The organism is Bacillota bacterium, assembly GCA_040755295.1.
GTDB lineage: Bacteria > Bacillota > Desulfotomaculia > Desulfotomaculales > Ammonificaceae > SURF-55.
Window position 1 is genome coordinate 1 of sequence record JBFMBK010000012.1, and the last position, 17,014, is coordinate 17,014.

The 17,014-nt window shown below is 52.7% G+C and carries 15 protein-coding genes; 11 read left to right on the forward strand and 4 right to left on the reverse strand.

The annotated features are described in order from the left end of the window. On the reverse strand, positions 1 to 334 hold a 334-nt coding region (locus AB1500_09475), incomplete at its 3' end, for a type II toxin-antitoxin system VapC family toxin (GenBank protein ID MEW6183385.1). Next, positions 319 to 567, reverse strand: coding sequence for a hypothetical protein (locus AB1500_09480; GenBank protein MEW6183386.1), 249 nt, complete (start codon positions 565 to 567; stop codon positions 319 to 321). The genes AB1500_09480 and AB1500_09475, both read right to left, overlap by 16 nt. Before the next feature lie 231 nt (positions 568 to 798). On the opposite strand from AB1500_09480, the gene AB1500_09485 reads away from it, so the two are divergent. The 9 genes from AB1500_09485 to AB1500_09525 all read left to right on the forward strand — a co-directional run bounded on the left by AB1500_09485 (position 799) and on the right by AB1500_09525 (position 10,995). Further along, positions 799 to 1,491 carry a hypothetical protein gene (locus tag AB1500_09485; GenBank protein ID MEW6183387.1) on the forward strand — a complete coding sequence of 231 codons (693 nt, stop codon included), beginning with the start codon at positions 799 to 801 and terminating at the stop codon, positions 1,489 to 1,491. A 1,064-nt stretch (positions 1,492 to 2,555) separates the two neighbouring features. After that, positions 2,556 to 3,005, forward strand: coding sequence for a TadE/TadG family type IV pilus assembly protein (locus AB1500_09490; protein MEW6183388.1), 450 nt, complete (start codon positions 2,556 to 2,558; stop codon positions 3,003 to 3,005). 28 nt (positions 3,006 to 3,033) lie between these two features. Continuing rightward, positions 3,034 to 4,059, forward strand: coding sequence for a pilus assembly protein TadG-related protein (locus AB1500_09495; protein MEW6183389.1), 1,026 nt, complete (start codon positions 3,034 to 3,036; stop codon positions 4,057 to 4,059). Positions 4,060 to 4,130: 71 nt separating this feature from the next. Then, positions 4,131 to 4,808 (forward strand): Flp pilus assembly protein CpaB, encoded by a 678-nt coding sequence (cpaB, locus tag AB1500_09500; protein ID MEW6183390.1) that lies wholly within the window; start codon positions 4,131 to 4,133, stop codon positions 4,806 to 4,808. Positions 4,809 to 4,829: 21 nt separating this feature from the next. Beyond that, the gene (locus tag AB1500_09505; protein ID MEW6183391.1) at positions 4,830 to 6,044 is read left to right on the forward strand and encodes an AAA family ATPase; all 1,215 of its coding nucleotides are present in this window, start codon (positions 4,830 to 4,832) and stop codon (positions 6,042 to 6,044) included. 6 nt (positions 6,045 to 6,050) lie between these two features. Then, complete coding sequence (locus AB1500_09510) at positions 6,051 to 7,433, forward strand: CpaF family protein (protein ID MEW6183392.1); 1,383 nt, start codon at positions 6,051 to 6,053, stop codon at positions 7,431 to 7,433. Between the two features lie 14 nt (positions 7,434 to 7,447). After that, a complete protein-coding gene (locus AB1500_09515; protein ID MEW6183393.1) occupies positions 7,448 to 8,434 on the forward strand; it encodes a type II secretion system F family protein in 987 nt (328 codons plus the stop codon). A gap of 13 nt (positions 8,435 to 8,447) precedes the next feature. Further along, positions 8,448 to 9,362: a type II secretion system F family protein gene (locus AB1500_09520; GenBank protein MEW6183394.1), complete on the forward strand. Its 915-nt coding sequence runs from the start codon at positions 8,448 to 8,450 to the stop codon at positions 9,360 to 9,362. Positions 9,363 to 9,366: 4 nt separating this feature from the next. After that, the gene (locus AB1500_09525) at positions 9,367 to 10,995 is read left to right on the forward strand and encodes a vWA domain-containing protein (GenBank protein ID MEW6183395.1); all 1,629 of its coding nucleotides are present in this window, start codon (positions 9,367 to 9,369) and stop codon (positions 10,993 to 10,995) included. A gap of 300 nt (positions 10,996 to 11,295) precedes the next feature. On the opposite strand, the gene AB1500_09530 is transcribed toward AB1500_09525, so the two are convergent. Further along, complete coding sequence (locus AB1500_09530; GenBank protein MEW6183396.1) at positions 11,296 to 11,928, reverse strand: class E sortase; 633 nt, start codon at positions 11,926 to 11,928, stop codon at positions 11,296 to 11,298. Positions 11,929 to 11,968: 40 nt separating this feature from the next. Next, positions 11,969 to 14,938 carry an SdrD B-like domain-containing protein gene (locus AB1500_09535; protein ID MEW6183397.1) on the reverse strand — a complete coding sequence of 990 codons (2,970 nt, stop codon included), beginning with the start codon at positions 14,936 to 14,938 and terminating at the stop codon, positions 11,969 to 11,971. A 546-nt stretch (positions 14,939 to 15,484) separates the two neighbouring features. On the opposite strand from AB1500_09535, the gene AB1500_09540 reads away from it, so the two are divergent. Together AB1500_09540 and AB1500_09545 are read left to right on the forward strand one after the other, a co-directional pair. After that, the gene (locus tag AB1500_09540; GenBank protein MEW6183398.1) at positions 15,485 to 16,120 is read left to right on the forward strand and encodes a response regulator transcription factor; all 636 of its coding nucleotides are present in this window, start codon (positions 15,485 to 15,487) and stop codon (positions 16,118 to 16,120) included. A gap of 468 nt (positions 16,121 to 16,588) precedes the next feature. Further along, positions 16,589 to 17,008, forward strand: a complete 420-nt coding sequence (locus AB1500_09545; GenBank protein MEW6183399.1) for a hypothetical protein — start codon at positions 16,589 to 16,591, stop codon at positions 17,006 to 17,008. The last annotated feature ends 6 nt before the right edge of the window (positions 17,009 to 17,014 follow it).

Genomic DNA, 17,014 nt, shown 5'->3' on the forward strand with positions numbered 1-17,014 from the left:
CGGTTACAATGGTTAACCCGTGAGCTAAGCAAGTGCCGGCGATAAAAACGTCGCGCGTCCCAATAACCATACCTTGCTGCCGGAGTCCTCTTTCTATATTCGCGGCCATGCAGGCAGCCTCTTTATTGAACGGGACAACTGATAAAAAATCAACTAATTGCTGGGCGATATTTTTCCGCTTGCTGTACTGCTCCAAGCCGAGCATCAGTTCGAAAACAGTTATGGAAGTTAACAGTCCTTCCCCGTTTTTAAGAACGTTGGCCAGGCAGCTTTTCTCAGGTTCGGCCCCTCGCAGGAAACCGATGACCACGCAAGTGTCTATGACAACCGCCATTTACGCCACACTTCCGTGATACTCTCTTCGACGGCAGCCACTTCGTTCTCAGTGATCGTGCCGGCCAGCGAAAGGATTTCTTTTAACTCGCCGGCTTTCTTTTCTTCTTCCCGGACAAGGTAAAGATCAAGCGCCTCGTTTATCAATTGTGAGTAACCCCTCAGCCCTCGACGTGCCGCAATGGCCAGCAGCTTTGCTCTTTTTTCATTGGGAAGTTCAATTGTCGTCCGCATAAGATCACCTCCTGATTAATTTTAACATTTACGTATTTGAATATCAATATGCACCTGGTGTACGGATGTAATGCTTTAAGTCCCAGGGGCGATAGGACCACAGTCCCGGGAAAAAATCGCCCTTCAGGCCCTGAAAAAGATAAAACCTCAGCTTCATGTGCGCTCCTTACCCCCATGCGACAATATTGTCGAGCGTTGTCGTAGTACGTCGCAATGGGGGAGGGAGACGGGGTGTTGAATCAGAGGGCAAGGAAAAAGAAAGCGGTTCTGGTAATCTCGCTGGCGTTAACGCTGGCGCTCGTATACGGAAACGGCGCCGCGACGGCGGCGACGAGCCCGGCGCATCTGAATATCATGCCCGCAATCATAAGCGGCGTGCAACCCGAAAACTGCGCCTACGGTAAGGCGGAACTCCCTCCTGACGACGTCGTGGTTTCCGAGATTAAGTATCTTGAAAAGAAACTGCCGGTTTTGGCGGGAATGACAATACCGGTGTATACCGTGGAAAAACGCTGTAACCTCCCGGGGCTCGGGATGTTGGCAGGTTGCACCCTTCCGGGGGAGAAATCGATATACCTCTTCGCTTCCTCCCGCTATACCAGCAAGACGGTGCGGGTGGAAAAGGGCGTTTCCCGTGTGGAGCGTTTTGCGCCGTACCTGGCGTCGTATACCATAGCCCACGAGTACGGACATATTCTTCGTTTTCAGTCGGTCAGCGACCAACAACTGCAGGAATACATCAAGTTCCGCGGCATCAAGACCGATGGCTCCGGGTGGGCCACCAACCCGGAGGAGGTTTTCGCCGAAGACTTCCGCTGGCTTTTCGGGAGTGAAAAGGCCCGGTACATCCAGTATATGTGCCGCAACAAACCTCCCGGAGAAAGAGAGAGAGAGTATATCCTCGACCTGTTGACGGAAGCGTAGGAACAAATAGCGGACCTCATGGTACGGTGCAAGGCCCTTAGGTCCTCTAATGAAAAAAGGTGAACCATCCGTTGACGGCGGGGTCTTGCAGCGACCTTCTCAGCGCCCGGGCCTTTTATCAGGTCCGGGCGCGCCGGTAACAACGCTCCTGACCCATAATTTCACCTTCCGCCCGCTTAGCCAACAAAACAAGCATTTATTTCCTGAATACGTCAAACATACTCGATTTCGCAAATATATACCTGTGAAAACGCAGGAATTAAAAACAGCAGCGTCGAATAATATTGGCGCTCGGCGCCTCACAAACCACACAGGGTTCAAAATCGCTATTTGTCTATGAGTAAAGAAAATTGTCATATATAACCGCTCAAAAACGGGATATAAAGGTGTAAATAATATTTAAAGGAAAGGTGTAAACGGGGTTTTAGAATAGATCCAACCGGGTTGGCGTTGGATTGGAAAGATGGGCGGTTATTACACTCCTTCCTGTAGTTTCATATGAAAACGTTACATAATGGAATACAATCTTAGATTCCAGTTATATATTCAGGTTCAGCAGGAAAAAAGTATTAATTGTAGAAGTAGAACTAAGACCTCCAGAACAATATCGAGGTTGGCGAGTGAATATTGATTTTATTTAATTGTCCAATGCCGCCAAACGGGTTAAGAGGCTTCCGAAGACTAATACTTGAGTATTACATGTCCTCAAGTATTAGTCACAAGTTTTACCGGACCGAAGATTTTATTTGGATGCAAAGGTCGCGGAAAGTTAAGAATTTAAGGTTTCAAGCCGAGATAAAAATATGAACGTTCGCTCCGGGTCGACCGACAAACGCTTTTTTTTCATCTTAATATTTCTGTTCTCTGTGAACTCTGTGTCTCTGTGGTGAAATATTTTTGGTTCCGGCTTGTCCGGGTGATAGGGAAAAGGTCTGTATTAATTTTATCGGTCGTTGGTTGACTGAGGTAACGACTTATAAAAGCCTGAACTCAGAGCGCTTGGTCTGTTATCGGAATAGTAAACGAAACAAGGCAAATAGACGAAACGGGACAGTGAGGCTCTAATGGTAAAAAACAAAAAGGACAGCGGTCAGGCCCTGGTTGAGTTCGCCCTTGTGGTCCCGTTGCTTTTGTTGGTCATATTTGGGACCATCGAGTTTGGGCGGATCTACCATGCGCAGCTTACAGTCGCCAGCGCCGCGCGGGAAGGCGCCAGAAAAGCGGCGGTGACAAGCGACACAAACGAAATAGAGACGGCAATTGAGAATGCCGCTGCCACATTGAATATCACGACCGTTACAAGTAACAGTAGTATTACGACTTACCCTACGGTTTGTCCATCTTCTGGACAACTATTTTATTATATTGTTTATCCTGACGGTTCCCGACAAATAAGCCATCCTGTCGAGGTTTACATAAGAGGCAGGGTTGATGTAATGGTGCCGATTATCAGCAACCTTATCGGCACACCGAAACCGCTGTCGTCCCAGGCAGAGATGATGGTGGAATATTAGACCGGTATAAGCCGAAAGGGGAATTGATATGGGACTTTTTCGAAAACTGGGTCCTGGGGATAAAGGCACGACACTGGTGCTTGTAGCCCTAATGCTGGTGGTCCTCATTGGTTTCATGGCCCTGGTAGTGGACATGGGCGCGCTTTCGGCGAATAAGCGCAAGCTGGTGGCGGCGGCGGACGCGGCCGCGCTCGCCGGCGCTCAGACATACGCGAACGGTATTTTAAGCGGTACCGATCCGCATGACACTACATTAGTAAATTCAGTTTATGATTTTGCTCGTAACTATGCAATCAATAACGGAGCCGACCCTAATAAAATCGAAATTGCGGTTGACGAATATAACTATAAGATTACTGTGGATTTATCTGGGGAATACGACCTTCATTTCGCGCCGGTGCTCGGTGTGGATAAAGGAACGCGTGCGGCACATGCTGAGGCCATAACAGGCCCGGTTGGTTCATCTCCGGGTGCAACGCCGGTCTTTATCGAGGACCCTGGCCCTGGAAACGTTCCCAAGCCGGGAGACACGTTTGTACTTAAAGATGCTGCTCCGAGTCCTCAATTTGGTTCGGGGTCATTCGGTTGCTTAACCTTCTCTGGTAATCAGGATAAAGACGAGTATGAAACACGGCTTAAATTTGGTTATGACGGTACCGTATGCGCTGGAACGTATATAGCTACGCTTAACGGAAATAACACTAATCAAACCACCGATGCTATAAAAACGGACCCACAGGATGGGCATAATGCACGTTTTGAACGCTGTACGGGAGGCAGCAATTGTAAATGGGACAATCACGAATCGGGTTGTCCTCGGGTAGTCATTGTGCCGGTATGCGACATAAGCTGTTATCAGCCTAATGATAAAAAAGTATATGTGGTAGGATTTGCAACCTTTTTTATTGATAGTTATACGCCGCCGTCAGGTCATGGTCATGCTTCGGGTCAATGCAGCATATATGCCTCATTCATGAATTCCTTGGCGGTTGGGCAGGTCGGTGGCCCGGGCACTCCCGACTTCGGTACCTGGGCCGTTAACCTTATTGAATAAGTTTTATAACGTAGTATCGGGTTTTTACAAGTCAACTGATTCGGCATTACGAAAACAGGAGGTAACACGCGTTGAAGCTGAACAACTGGACGATCTTCATCATTGCGCTGCTTCTTGCCGCCGGGGCGGCGGGCTACACGTACTACTACATCTCCCATTCGCAACCGAAACAGGAAACCATGGTTCCGGTTCTGACCGTGGTTAAGGAGATACCTTACAACACGGTGGTAACCCCGGAGATGGTCACCGTGATCCGGATCCCGCAGCAGTACGCCCACCCCCAGGCCCTGCGCGCGCCGGCAGATGCGGCGGGGAAGATCACCAAGGTGGTGCTGCTCAAGGACGAAATAATCCTCAGTAATAAGATAGCGGTCAAAGAACAGCCGAACCGTTTCTCATACAAGGTCCCGCCCAAGCAGCGGGCCATAACCCTGGCGGTCAGTGAGATAACCGGCGTGGCCGGTTTCCCGACTGTGGGGGACAGGCTTGACATCCTTCTGACTAAAGAGAATGATAACGGCACGCAGACCTCGACCATGCTGCAGAATAAGGAGGTCCTGGCTACGGGCGCCGTATCCATCTCGCAGGAAGACGGGACGCAGCGGCTGGTTCCGAGCGTTACCCTTATGGCGACGCCGTTGGAGGCCGAGAACCTGACGCTTGCGGAATCGACCGGAAAAATGAAGTTCACCCTGCGTTCACCGGTGGATAAGGAAATTGTGACTCTTGCGCCGGTGTCTTCAAAATAAAGCAACCACTGGAGGGGTTATATGTATCCCATTAAGGTATTTCTAATATATCCGGACGTTGAGGCTACGAACGCCGTTGTGGAGATGCTTTCCAACATAGAGGACATCGAAATCGTCGGTGACGCCAACAACAAGGAAAGCGCCTTCTACATGCTGGCAGAACTGCTGCCGAACGTGGTCCTGATTGACGATCAAATTCAGGAGGGGCCTTATACTCTTACGGAAGAAATCACCCAGCGGTTTGTGAATATGAGCGTCGTTGTAATGAGCGGCGAACCGCTTCAGGAGTCGCTGCGAAAGGCGCTCAAGGTGGGCGCCAGGGATGTGCTCGGCAAGCCGGTCGAGGCGGCGGCGCTGGCCGAGGCGATTTATGCCGCCTACGACTACCAGAAAAAACGGAACGTTGCCATGCCCGCGCCCTGGGCAGGGGATGAACCGGGCAGGCACAAGGCAAAAGTGATAACCGTGTTCAGCACCAAAGGAGGAGTCGGTAAAACAACCGTTGCGGTAAACCTGGCGGTCACACTGGCAAAGCAGTTTGAAAAGAGGACCGTATTGTGGGACCTCGACCTGCATCACGGTGTGGTTGCGGTGGCGACGAACATCGTCCAGCGGCGGCACTTTACCGACCTTCTTAACGATATCCAGTACCTCGATGAGGACCTCTGGGAAAGCTATCTCGAACAGCACGAGTCCGGCCTGATGGTCCTTCCCGCGCCGTTTACCCCCGAATTCGCCGAGTTTCTTACCGCCGAGCACGCGGAAAAAATACTGTCGGTGGCCAGGAAAAGGTGGGATTACATAATCGTCGACGCGCCTTCCGTTTTCCTGGAACCGGTGGTGGAGGTGCTGAAGCAGTCCGACCTTATCCTGCTTGTCGGTTCCCTGGACCTCGGCGCGATAAAGAACCTCAAGGCCTGTATGATGGTAATGGATAAACTGAATTTTTCCCGCGCCCGGATGAGGCTCGTCGTGAACCGGGTAGGGGTGGATTTCGGCGTGTACCTCAAGGACATAGAATCGACCTTAAGACTGCCGGTATTTGCCACCATTCCGTCGGACGCGAAGAATGTTCTCACCGGTTTGAACCTTGGGATTCCTGCGGCTTTCCGTTTTCCCGAATCCGAATTCGGACGCAGTATTCAAATAATGGCCGAGGCTATCGTCAGGGAAGACAAGGCGGAAAAACCTGCGGGGAAAAAGGGTCTGAAAGAATCTCTTTTCAACCGGAGGTAACAAGCGATGAACAATAAAAATATGAGGATAAAAGCGGGCCCTTTGTACGAACTGGGGAAAAACCTGGTTAACAATAAGGCCGCTTCCGAAATTAATCAACAGGTTATCGAGAAACAGGACTATATCGAACATCTGCGGGACAGAACGTTCCAGGTGACCATCGACCAGATGGAAGAGAATGCGGTTATCGACCGTTTTTCCGAAAAAGACAAAACCCGTGTCAGGGGGGCCGTCGGGGAAATACTGCAACAGCTTATGGCGGACGAGGGAAAGCTGATCAGCCGGACCGACCGGGAAAGCATCATCAACAGCGTGACGGACGAAATAACCGGGTATGGCCCGATAGACTCCCTGGTGCACGATCCCAGCGTTATTGAAATAATGGTGAACGGCCCGAAAAAGGTATATATAGAAAGACGCGGGCAAATGATCAGGACCAACATCAGCTTTAAGGATGACGCGCATATACGCCACACCATCGAGAAAATTATCAGCCCGCTGGGCAGGCGGCTCGACGAGACGTCGCCCATGGTCGACGCCCGTTTGCCGGACGGTTCGCGGGTGAACGCCATTATTCCCCCGTTATCCGTAAAAGGTCCCACGCTGACGATCCGGAAATTCTCCAGGGATCCCTATACGATAGAAGACTTGATTTCCTTCGGTTCGCTTACAACCGAGATGGCCATGTTCCTCAAGGCGTGTGTGCAGGGACGGTTGAATATCCTGGTGTCGGGCGGCACCAGTTCCGGCAAGACGACCACGCTGAATGTGCTCTCTTCATTTATCCCCGAGAACGAAAGGATTATCACCATTGAGGATGCCGCGGAACTGCAGCTCCAGCAGGAACATGTCGTTTCTTTGGAATCGAGACCTTCCAACATCGAGGGAAAGGGCCGGGTTGCGATCAGGGATCTTGTTATCAACTCGCTGCGGATGCGCCCCGACCGGATCGTTGTGGGAGAGGTGCGCGGCGGCGAGGCGCTCGACATGCTGCAGGCTATGAACACCGGACACGACGGTTCGCTGACCACCGGCCATGCCAACAGCCCGCGGGACATGCTTTTCCGGATTGAGACGATGGTGCTGATGGCGGGTATCGAGTTTCCCGTAAAGGCTGTCAGGGAGCAAATCGCGAGCGCCGTAAACCTTATCGTTCACCAGGAGCGTTTCCGGGACGGCACCCGCAAGATTACCAATATTACTGAAATCACCGGGATGGAAGGCGACACCGTCAGCCTGCAGGATATCTTTGTGTTCGAATCGAGAGGCGTGGATGAAAAGGGACGGATTACCGGGCGCCATGTCGCGTCGCGTGTTGTGCCGAGGTTCATAGATAAGATCGAAGCGGCAGGTATTAACCTCCCGCCCCAAATCTTCCGCCGTTCTTGATGGAGGTGTATTGAATGAGTGTTATCCTGCTGCTGGTTCTTATCTTCACCACCACATTCGCGCTCGCCCTGGCCGTGTTAAGCCTGGCCGTGCGCAAACGAATCATGGTTGCCGAAAGACTGCGCACACTGGAAGAAACCATGGTCCGCAGGGACGAAGGGGAAGAGGCGGCGGGCGTTCTGATCAGAAGGGCGCCGAAGGCCGTCCCGTACCTGGCTGCGTACATGGCCTGGCTGGAGCGGAAATTGGAGAACGCCCGTCTGCTGTACCGTCCTTACGAGTTCTTCTTGCTTTCCCTGGGGACGGCCCTCATGGCCGCGTTGCTCCTGTTTTGCGCTGTACGATACAGCTTCGGGGTGATGGGATGGGGTAATAAAGAGTTTGTTGTTTTACTGCTGTTGGGAATGGTGGCGGGCTTCGCGTTCCCCCATTCATATCTTTCCTTCAGGGAAAGCCGGCAGCGACATCTTCTAAACGGCCAGATCGGGGACATGGTTATGCTGCTGGCTAATTATCTCCGGGCCGGACACGCGTTCACCAAAGCCATGGAGTTTATCAGCCGGGAAGCTCCTTCCCCGCTGGCGGACGAGCTGAGGAGGTTTACCAGGGACACCGTTCTCGGAAGGGGTACGGAGGAGGCTCTGACCGCTCTGGAGAAAAGAACGGGCGACAAGGACCTGTCGATGGTTATAACGGCAATCCGCATCCAGCACGAGGTGGGAGGAAATTTAGCCGAGGTTTTGGATAACATATTCGGAACCATAAGGGAAAGGATACGTTTGAGGGGAGAGGCCAGGACACTCACGGCTCAGGGACGCCTTACCGCCGTGATAATAGGCGCGCTGCCCGTGGCCGTCGGCATTGTTATATTCATGATGCAGCCGACCCTTATCCGTGTACTTTTTACAACTGTTGAAGGACGCGTAATGCTTTTGATGGCTGTAGCGGCGGAGATCGTAGGAATTATAGTCATACGGAGAATAATCGACGTCGAGGTTTAGGGGGCGGTAGGGTGTGGTTTTAATTGCAACCGGGGTTGTCTTTATCGGCGTTTTTTGTTTTGTAGAGCTTGTTTATTGGGCGCAGTCCAAACAGCGGGCGGACATCAGGGCGAGATTAAACGTCATTGAGGAAACCAGGACCGGGGATGAGGTGCAGGAACCCATAAGCCTCCCCTTCCGCTGGCGTATTTTAAGGCCGCTGGGGAAAAGAATGGTCATAATTTTTACGGGTTTTTTACCGGCGAACGTTAAGAACGGGGTCGAGCGAAAACTCACGCAGGCCGGAAATCCGCGGGGAATGCGGGCGGGTACCTTTATGACGGTTGTTATGGTAAGCGGCATCCTGCTTGCGCTTGCCGTGTTCGCGGCGGCTTTTTTACTGAGGGTGAACCTGGTTATAGCGTTGCTTTATTCTGTAGCTGCGGCAATCTGTACCGTTATCGCCGCCTTTTTATGGTTGATTTCCGCAGTCAGCCGGAGGGTGGGCGAAATCGAACAGACCCTGCCGGACGCTATTGACCTCCTGGTCGTAAGCGTTGAAGCCGGCTTAGGTTTTGATCTTGCCCTCGCCAAGGTGACCGAAAAGCTTCAGGGCTCACTGACGGATGAGTTTCGCAAGACGTTGCAGGAGATGAGGATGGGCAAACCGCGGCAGACTGCGCTGCGGGATCTTTCCCGCAGGGTAGGCTCAACCCATCTTAGCGGCTTTATTTCCATGGTGATACAGGGAACACAGATGGGAATAACCATCGGTCAGATACTGCGCAGCCAGGCCGAAGCGATGCGGACGCTGCGCCGTCAGAGGTTGGAAGCAATGATAATGAAGCTGCCGGTCAAAATGGTTTTCCCCCTGGTATTTTGCATCTTCCCGGCGCTTATGATTATTATTATGGGCTCCGCAATCCTCCAAATCATGAAGGTGTTTTGAGGCAATGCACGCCGCCATGGACAAGAATCGATTTCTTGTGCTATTCGTATTGTTTACTTCTTTTCTTTTTCCGCCGGCCTGTGCGTACGGACAACAGCCTGAAGACATCCCGGACAGGGTAACGGTCGCTCTGATCATAGACGGTTCGGGGAGCATGAAATCCAACGATCCCGACAAGGTAAGGATATCGGCGGCCCAGAAAGTCGTGGAAATGCTCGGTGATGACGATGGAATAACCGTCGTCCAGTTTGCCGACAGGCCCTCGGTGCTTATCCCGCTCACAAAAGCCGGCGCAAAACAATTCCGGGGGAAGTATCTGACGCTCGTAACCGCCATCGGCGCCTCCGGCAACACCGATATCAAAGGCGCGCTGGAAGCTGCATTTGCGGAGTTGAACGGGGGAGAGGGGAAGCGCTTTGCGCTTTTGCTCTCCGACGGCGAGCCGGACCTGCCGCCATTGGTGCAGGACCAGCGCAGGATGAATACTTATCTGAACGAAGTAAGCGGGATCTGCGACGCATACAAAACGCGCGGCTGGGCGGTGCACAGCATCGCCCTGCACCGGAAGGAAGCCGGCCCACTGCTGCGCAAGATCGCTCAGCAAACGGGAGGAGAGTATTTCTTCGTGCCGGAAGCGGCGGCGCTGGAAAGCTTTTTTCAGTCGATATTTCTGGTGCAGAAGCACGACCCGGTCGAGAAGCTGAGACTTGACGGGTCATACGCGCCGCAAAGCTGCCAGGCGGGCGGTCGGCTGCCTGTTGAGGCGTGGTTGAGACTGGGTCGGGACAGGTTGATACCGGGACCCCATCTAACGGTTGAAGAACTGGCGCTGGCGGCAACCATAGAAGGTCGGACACTGGCGTCGGTCAATCTTGAGGATAACGGCAGGGAAGCTTCCGCAGATAAGGTTAAGGGTGACGGTGTTTTTTCGGGATGGCTGGAATGCCGGAAAGAGGGTCGGGTTACCCTGAGCCTGACAATGGAGGGGGTATACCGGGGACAAAAGGTTTCGGAGAAGGTGACCCTGGGGCAGGTTAATGTGCTCCCGGCACATACAGCCGGCCGCACATATCCCGGCTTGGCGGGAGTCGTGGTTCTGCCTGCCGGCGGCGGAGTAATACTGTTATGTCTGTTGGCCGTTGTGCTTTACATATGGCGAAACCGTTTGGCCGCAAGGATCAAGGGCGCCCTGAAGTATCGGGTTGAGGGTGAGGGCGGCGCCGGAGGCGAACTCGACCTGACAATAACCAAAAAGAACGAGGTTGTTATCGCCACGGAAAACGGCTCAGGGGCGGATTTTGTCCTGCCGGTAAAAAACGGCTCATTTTCTTTCAAGATAAAAAAGATGACGAGAACCCAGAGGGTTAAAAAGGTTGAAGAAGGCACGGAAACCGAAATCACCAGGAAAGGTACCTACATGGCGATCAGCTTTCCGGGCACCTTTATTATTTTTCAGGAGGCGCCGGGCGTTTTCAGCGGCAACCCGCGAAGCCGGAAGCAGATCGCTCACGGCGACCGTTTTAAGGTCAGGGGATATGAGTTTGAATTTGACTGCCCCGAAGCAAAGGCTTCCGAGTCGTCAGGAGGGAAGGAAACGTCCAGCCGTTTAACCGGTATATCTGAGAGGTCGTAGGGCCTTTGACGCCATGTTCCACACCAAATCACAAGAGAATCAAAGCTTCACCACAGAGGCACAGAGAACACAGAGATGAATTAATAGAAAGTCACGAGTAGGGCTGTTGTCCTGAGCTCGTGTGCTTCTGATTCTTGACTTGGAACATAAGGCTTTGGGCCTTGAAAAGATATTTTTATTCTTTGAGAATTCCGCGTTTTTGCAGTAAAAATATTTTGTTTCGTCTCTTTAAAGTTAATAATTTCGGAATCTTGGCGTCTTGGCGGTTGTCTTGAACCGCCTTTTTATATTATTGACGATTCAGTCCGCTGAAGTGGTTTCCTCAAGGGCGGCGCGGACCACAAGACGCTGGCGGGCGCTTCCGACCGGGTGGCAGGTGGTCAAAGTCAGGACGGGGTAGCCGCACGGCTTGATGACGCTCCAGTCGTTGTTCGCGACCGGGAAAACCCTTTCCACCTCGTAACGGTAAACCTTCCCTTCGTACCTCAGGATTATCGGATCACCGGCCTTCAGGCGGTCGACGTGGCGGAACCAGGCGCCGTACATGGTGCGGTGCCCCGCGATGGCGGTGTTGCCCTGACCCGGCAGGGCGGACTGCTCGTACCAACCGGGACCTTTGTTCAGGCCGGACCGCGCGGTTCCCTTCACCACGGCTGCGGACAGGTTGATGGCCGGGATTTCAATAACGGCGCCCATAAACCCTTCACCCGTGGGGATATTATCGGAGGGAGTGTCGGATAAGGCGGGGTTCTGGTCGTTTTTGTCAGCCTTATTGTATTTTGAGGGGGAACTTTTTTCCTGGGCGGCAAGCGACGCCTTAAGCCGTGCCTGCTGGTAGTGCGCGTAAAAAGAAGAGAAGAGGGGGTAAAGCACCAGCGTTACCCCCAAAAATATCAGAATCAGACTTGACTTTTTAAGTGGCTTAAGGTTCATTCGGGTTCCATCTCTTCTGTAACAGATTCAAGTCAATCAGTTAGAACCGGTGTCTGCCCGCGACCCCCAGGCCGATAAGGGCCAGACCCGTATACACGAAGAATAACGCGTTGCCGCCGGTAAACGGCAGCTCGGGCACCGGAGCGGGTAACGGAGTTTCAACTGTCGGCGCCGCAGGTTCGGGAACGATTGTCGGCACCAACGGAGGAGCCTGGTAGTTGCCGAAGTCCTGATCGCGCACGCTCTCAGAGGTGCGGATGACGACCCCATGGGTCCCCGGGGCGGCAGGATAGGTCTGGGTCCACCCAGACTGTTGCACTTCCTCGACGGTGTAAGTACCTGCATTAAGGTTGGTGAAGCTGTAATAACCGCCGCCGGAGGTGGTGGTCCTGGCAACCTCGGTTCCCTGACTGTTACGGAGGATTATGGTCCAACCGTCCAGCCCTGATTCGTCGCTGTCCTTGGCGCCGTTATTGTCAGCGTCGTTGAACTTCATGCCGGAGATGCTGCCGTAATCCGGACCGTCGCCGCCAGGCTGGTAGTTGCCGAAGTCCTTGTCGCGCACATCCTCGCAACTACGGATGATGACCTCGTAGGTACCCGGCGCGGCGGGACAGGTCTGGGTCCACCCAGACTGCTGTTCTTCGCTTACCGTATAGGTTCCAGAACCCAGGTTCCCAAAGAAATATGTACCGTCAGACCCTGTGTTGGCTTCCCTGATGAGGCCGTTAGCTCCAGAAAGCTTGATCTTCCAGCCGGACAGTCCCGGCTCGCCGGCGTCCTTCTGTCCGTTGTTGTTCAGGTCGTTGAACTTCATGCCGGAGATGCTGCCGTCACAACTGTCGTTGGGCGGATAATAGTTGCCGAAGTCCTTGCCGGTCACGTTTTGTCCCTCATCCAGTTCGACCGTATGGGTTCCCGGCGAAGCCGGATAGGTCTGCGTCCAACCGGACTGCTGCACTTCCGCGACCTTATACGTTCCGGCCGGCAGATCGTTAAAGCAGTAGTTACCGCTGCCGTCCGTGGTCGTCCTGGCATACTCGACCCACTGCGGTTCGGGCACGTAAGTCGTGTAGTAGTCGGTTTGCGCAAGCTTATAAAGGATGATGGTCCAGCCGGGCAGTCCCGGCTCTCCGGGACACCTTGCGCCGTTATTGTTGACATCGTTGAACTTCGTGCCGCAGATGCTGCCGTCTTCGTCACCGCCGTTGGGCGGATAGTAGTTACCGAAGTCGATAAATTCATGGCTTTCGTCCACTATCACGACTTGGTGCTTTCCGGGCGAAGCGGGATAGGTCTGTTGCCAGCCGGACTGGAGGACTTCACTGACGGTGTAAGTGCCGGGCAAGAGGCCGTCGAAACAGTACAGACCATCAGTACCAGTGTAAACGTGCCTGCTGACGCCTTCGCCTTCAAGCCTGATTTCCCAACCGCTCAAAACAGGTTCGGCATACTCCTCCGTTTGCTCCCATATACCGTTCCCGTTCTGGTCGTTCCACTTGGCGCCGCAGATGCTGTAGGTCGGCGTTTCATGGTTGCCGAAGTTGTAGATCGGCACTTCCGGCGTGATAATATCGGATAACGACGTCAAAACAAATTGCTGCGGGAAGGTAACGATGTAGCAGTTAGGGTCAGTGGGATAAGTCTGGTTCCAGCCGCTCTGGTTCACCTCACAGACTTTGTAAGTGCCTTCGCCCAAGCCCGTGAAGCAGTAATTACCATTCTCGCCGGTGGTCTCATCTTCAACGAAGTCCCAGCTCTTGGTCTCATCATTGTAAACGTAGAGGTTGATGGTCCAGCTGCTTAAACCGGGCTCTTCTCCCCATTCGCCGTCGCCGTCCAGGTCGTTCCACTTATACCCGCAGATGCTGTACGTTTCAGGTTCCTCGTAACGGTTGACGAAGTCTTTACCGGTCTCGTTCGGGTTTTCTTCGCTTAAGATCACTTCATAGTAATCGCCTTCCGGAACGACTTGGCTCCAGTTCGGCTGAAGCTCTTCGCTGATCCGGTAAGTACCCGCTACGAGCTGCAGTTCGTCGTCGAAACCGAAACAATAGTTGCCGTCTGCGTCCGTATAGGTCCATGCCATCACGGTAGCGTTGTCGCCGTCGACCGACCAAAGGATGATTTTCCAGCCTTCCAGTCCGTCCTCGGTATCCGCGTCGAACTTGGCGCCGCAGATGTAGTAGTCAGGCGTTTCCTGTTCACAGTTTCCGAAATCCCTGCCGGTGATGTTCCATACATTATCGGTAGGAATAGTAACTGTGTAGGTGCCGCCTTCGGGATAAGTCTGGTCCCAGCCTTTCTGCGGTACTTCTTCAACGGTGTAAGTTCCCTCGGACAAGTCTTCAAAGCAGTACTCGCCGTTGGCGTCGGTATCTTGGCTGTCGATTACATTTCCTAGCGCATCTTTGAGCAGTATGGTCCATCCTTCAATTCCGGAGTCGGTCTCATCCTTGTCTCTTTCACCGTCCGCGTCGTTGAACTTCATGCCGCAGATGCTGCCTTTACACGGAACAGGATCGCCAGCGGGCCTGAAGCCCCAGTGGCTCAACCCGCAACCTGTGCCGCTAGCCGTTTGGGTGATGTTGAAGTACCACACTCCGTCTGGTGATACATTAGTGAGTGTAATAAGAAACTCGCAATCACCATTTTGAACAATAGCGCTGCCGAGCCCAGTATTGGGATCTTTAATAAGATCAACTAATGAGCAATAATGTCCGCCTTTAACATAGACCTGTATTCCGGTTAGACCGCCACAGTTCCAGGCATTAGCCCATCCTTCTACGATATCGTTATCAAGGCAGCTGGTATCGTAATTGCCCGGTTCATTTACGTTGAACTTAACCACTGGACCTGGAATATTACATCCACCAGAAGTATCCCCGTTAGGCATGTATTCAACTATACATTCACAAGCATACGCGATTCCGGCAAAAGCCAGGGAGAGCGCGAAGACCAGGGTAAGGACCAGAAGTTTGGCCGTTGTTTTCGCTCTATTATGTCTCACATTTTCCCTCCTTTCTATTGTGGATTTGTTGTCGCCTTTTGGACGCTCACCCGCTTCGCGGAAGCGGATGAAAATAACAATTAGAACTTAACACATGTCAACCCTCAACTTCCATCCCTCTCAAGGAGGAAAATAGGTTGACCTGCGGCGCTCCGGCTTAGTCCTGCGGGTCCACCGCCCGCCGAATATTGAGTCGTCCTGTATCTGGCAATGAGTTGCCCCCATCTTAAGGATTAATCACCTTAAACCCCTGCTTAAAACAGGAGAATGAGGGAACTTGGCGCAAAGTTGGCCGGCAGTGGCGAACCTGAGGGTTTCTTTATTGAATTGAAATTTATTGAAAAAGATTAAAGGATTTATAAGGATTAAGCCGAATTAATACTTAAGGGTGAAATATGTCCTAAAAGTATACGAAAGTATACTTTTGTATCAGCCTTTCGGAGAATAAACGGGTTGTCCGGATGAGTTATTTCCCATATCCTTTACACCTTGTGTATTAGGAAGTAAAGAACTCTTTGCGGAACTTGGACGGGGGGGGGTAGGAACATGGGAGAATTCCAGGTGCTTGTGGGCGGCCGGTCGCCCAGGTGGCGTGAGAGCCTCGCGGCGGCATTCTCGGAGAACGCGGTTTTCGAAGTGGTCGGGAGCGCGACCGACGAGGAACTGGTAGAGACGGCGGTGCGTCTCCGTCCGGATGTGGTCGTCTGGAAACTCGAAGATGAAGATCCCGTTCCGGTCACCGCCGAACTGAAACTTGAGTGCCCCTTCAGCCTTGTGGTGGTAATGGTGGAAGACCCCAATCATTTCGATGTTATCGAGTTGATCAGGGCCGGGGTGCGCGGCTGCCTGCCGCTTCGCCTCCTTCCCCGCCAGATAGTGCAGGCGGTGGAACTGATCGTCAAGGCGGGTATGCTCTGCCTTCCCCGGTTGGGTTCCGAGTTTTTCGACCGGAACAGGAAAGCGTCCGAACCGGTTGTCCCCAGCTTCTTGACAGGGAGGGAACGCGAGATACTTTGTCTTCTGGGTAAAAACCTTTCGAACCAGGAGATCGGCCAGGCCTTGTTTCTTTCGGAATCCACGGTGAAAACGCACCTGCGGAGCATCTTCCGCAAGCTCGAGGTGAGGAACCGTTCCGAGGCGATGGTTACGGCCATGCGGATGGGGCTGGTGGAAGCGAAATGATTTAATTTTTAACCGCCAAGACGCCAAGTTCGGGATCAGAATTCAGAAGCCAGAAGCCAGTAGTCAGAAGTCAGAATTTACAGATACGGTTTAAAAATTCTTCAATAAAAGCCTTAAAACAGAGAGCCGGGTCGGGTTTGCGCCTGCCCGGTTTCTTATTTTAATGGAGACTGATTGAAAAAAGGTTGTCCATGATTTGCCGCGGCACAACGAAGAACGGAAATCGACGCTGGAAATAGCGATTTAACTATTGTCATGTATTCATTTTTTAGTTCATCGCGTTCTTGGCGTCTTGGCGGTTGACTATTCTAGAGGGAGTCACTCAGGATTAAGCCTGCCCGTCGGACAATCGACCGTTTTTCCACCACAAGGTCGATTGAACACAAAAGAATGTTCGTGGTAAGTTAGCTTTGAAATACGCGGGAACCGGTTGAGATTTGTACAAAGACGCGGTTAAGGTGAACACTTATGGAGCGGTTTAAAATAATCGTAAACTCTCAAACCCTGGCATCGGTAATCGGCACACAAGGCCGGGACACCTTCGATTTGCTCGATATTCTGATTAACGGGGACGCGAGTTTTCTGGAACAAGCCCGAAGGCTGCAGCCGGATGTTATCGTTTACCGGGTGAAGGAATTCAGCCGGACCGCAGTGTTGGTTGAGCGGTTGAAAAGAGCCTGCCCGTCGACAACCATTGTAGCGTACGCTTTGTCGGAGCATCCGGAAGACGTTGCGGACGCAATTAACGCCGGCGCGGACAGCTTTATTTTAGGCGAAAACCTTTCGTCTGCGCAGGTTTTGCAGGTATTAAAGCTTATCTGCCGGGACCGGGTATGCTTTTTCCCCGAGTCCGCCGCAGGTTTTCTGGCCCCACGCGTTTTGCAGTGATCTATA

Bases quoted from the DNA above. Each gene is read 5' to 3' on its own strand.
- AB1500_09480 (MEW6183386.1), bottom strand. From the start codon at position 567: ATGCGGACGACAATTGAACTTCCCAATGAAAAAAGAGCAAAGCTGCTG.
- AB1500_09540 (MEW6183398.1), top strand. From the start codon at position 15,485: ATGGGAGAATTCCAGGTGCTTGTGGGCGGCCGGTCGCCCAGGTGGCGT.
- AB1500_09510 (MEW6183392.1), top strand. From the start codon at position 6,051: ATGAACAATAAAAATATGAGGATAAAAGCGGGCCCTTTGTACGAACTG.
- AB1500_09530 (MEW6183396.1), bottom strand. From the start codon at position 11,928: ATGAACCTTAAGCCACTTAAAAAGTCAAGTCTGATTCTGATATTTTTG.
- AB1500_09515 (MEW6183393.1), top strand. From the start codon at position 7,448: ATGAGTGTTATCCTGCTGCTGGTTCTTATCTTCACCACCACATTCGCG.
- AB1500_09505 (MEW6183391.1), top strand. From the start codon at position 4,830: ATGTATCCCATTAAGGTATTTCTAATATATCCGGACGTTGAGGCTACG.
- AB1500_09495 (MEW6183389.1), top strand. From the start codon at position 3,034: ATGGGACTTTTTCGAAAACTGGGTCCTGGGGATAAAGGCACGACACTG.
- AB1500_09525 (MEW6183395.1), top strand. From the start codon at position 9,367: ATGCACGCCGCCATGGACAAGAATCGATTTCTTGTGCTATTCGTATTG.
- AB1500_09545 (MEW6183399.1), top strand. From the start codon at position 16,589: ATGGAGCGGTTTAAAATAATCGTAAACTCTCAAACCCTGGCATCGGTA.
- AB1500_09490 (MEW6183388.1), top strand. From the start codon at position 2,556: ATGGTAAAAAACAAAAAGGACAGCGGTCAGGCCCTGGTTGAGTTCGCC.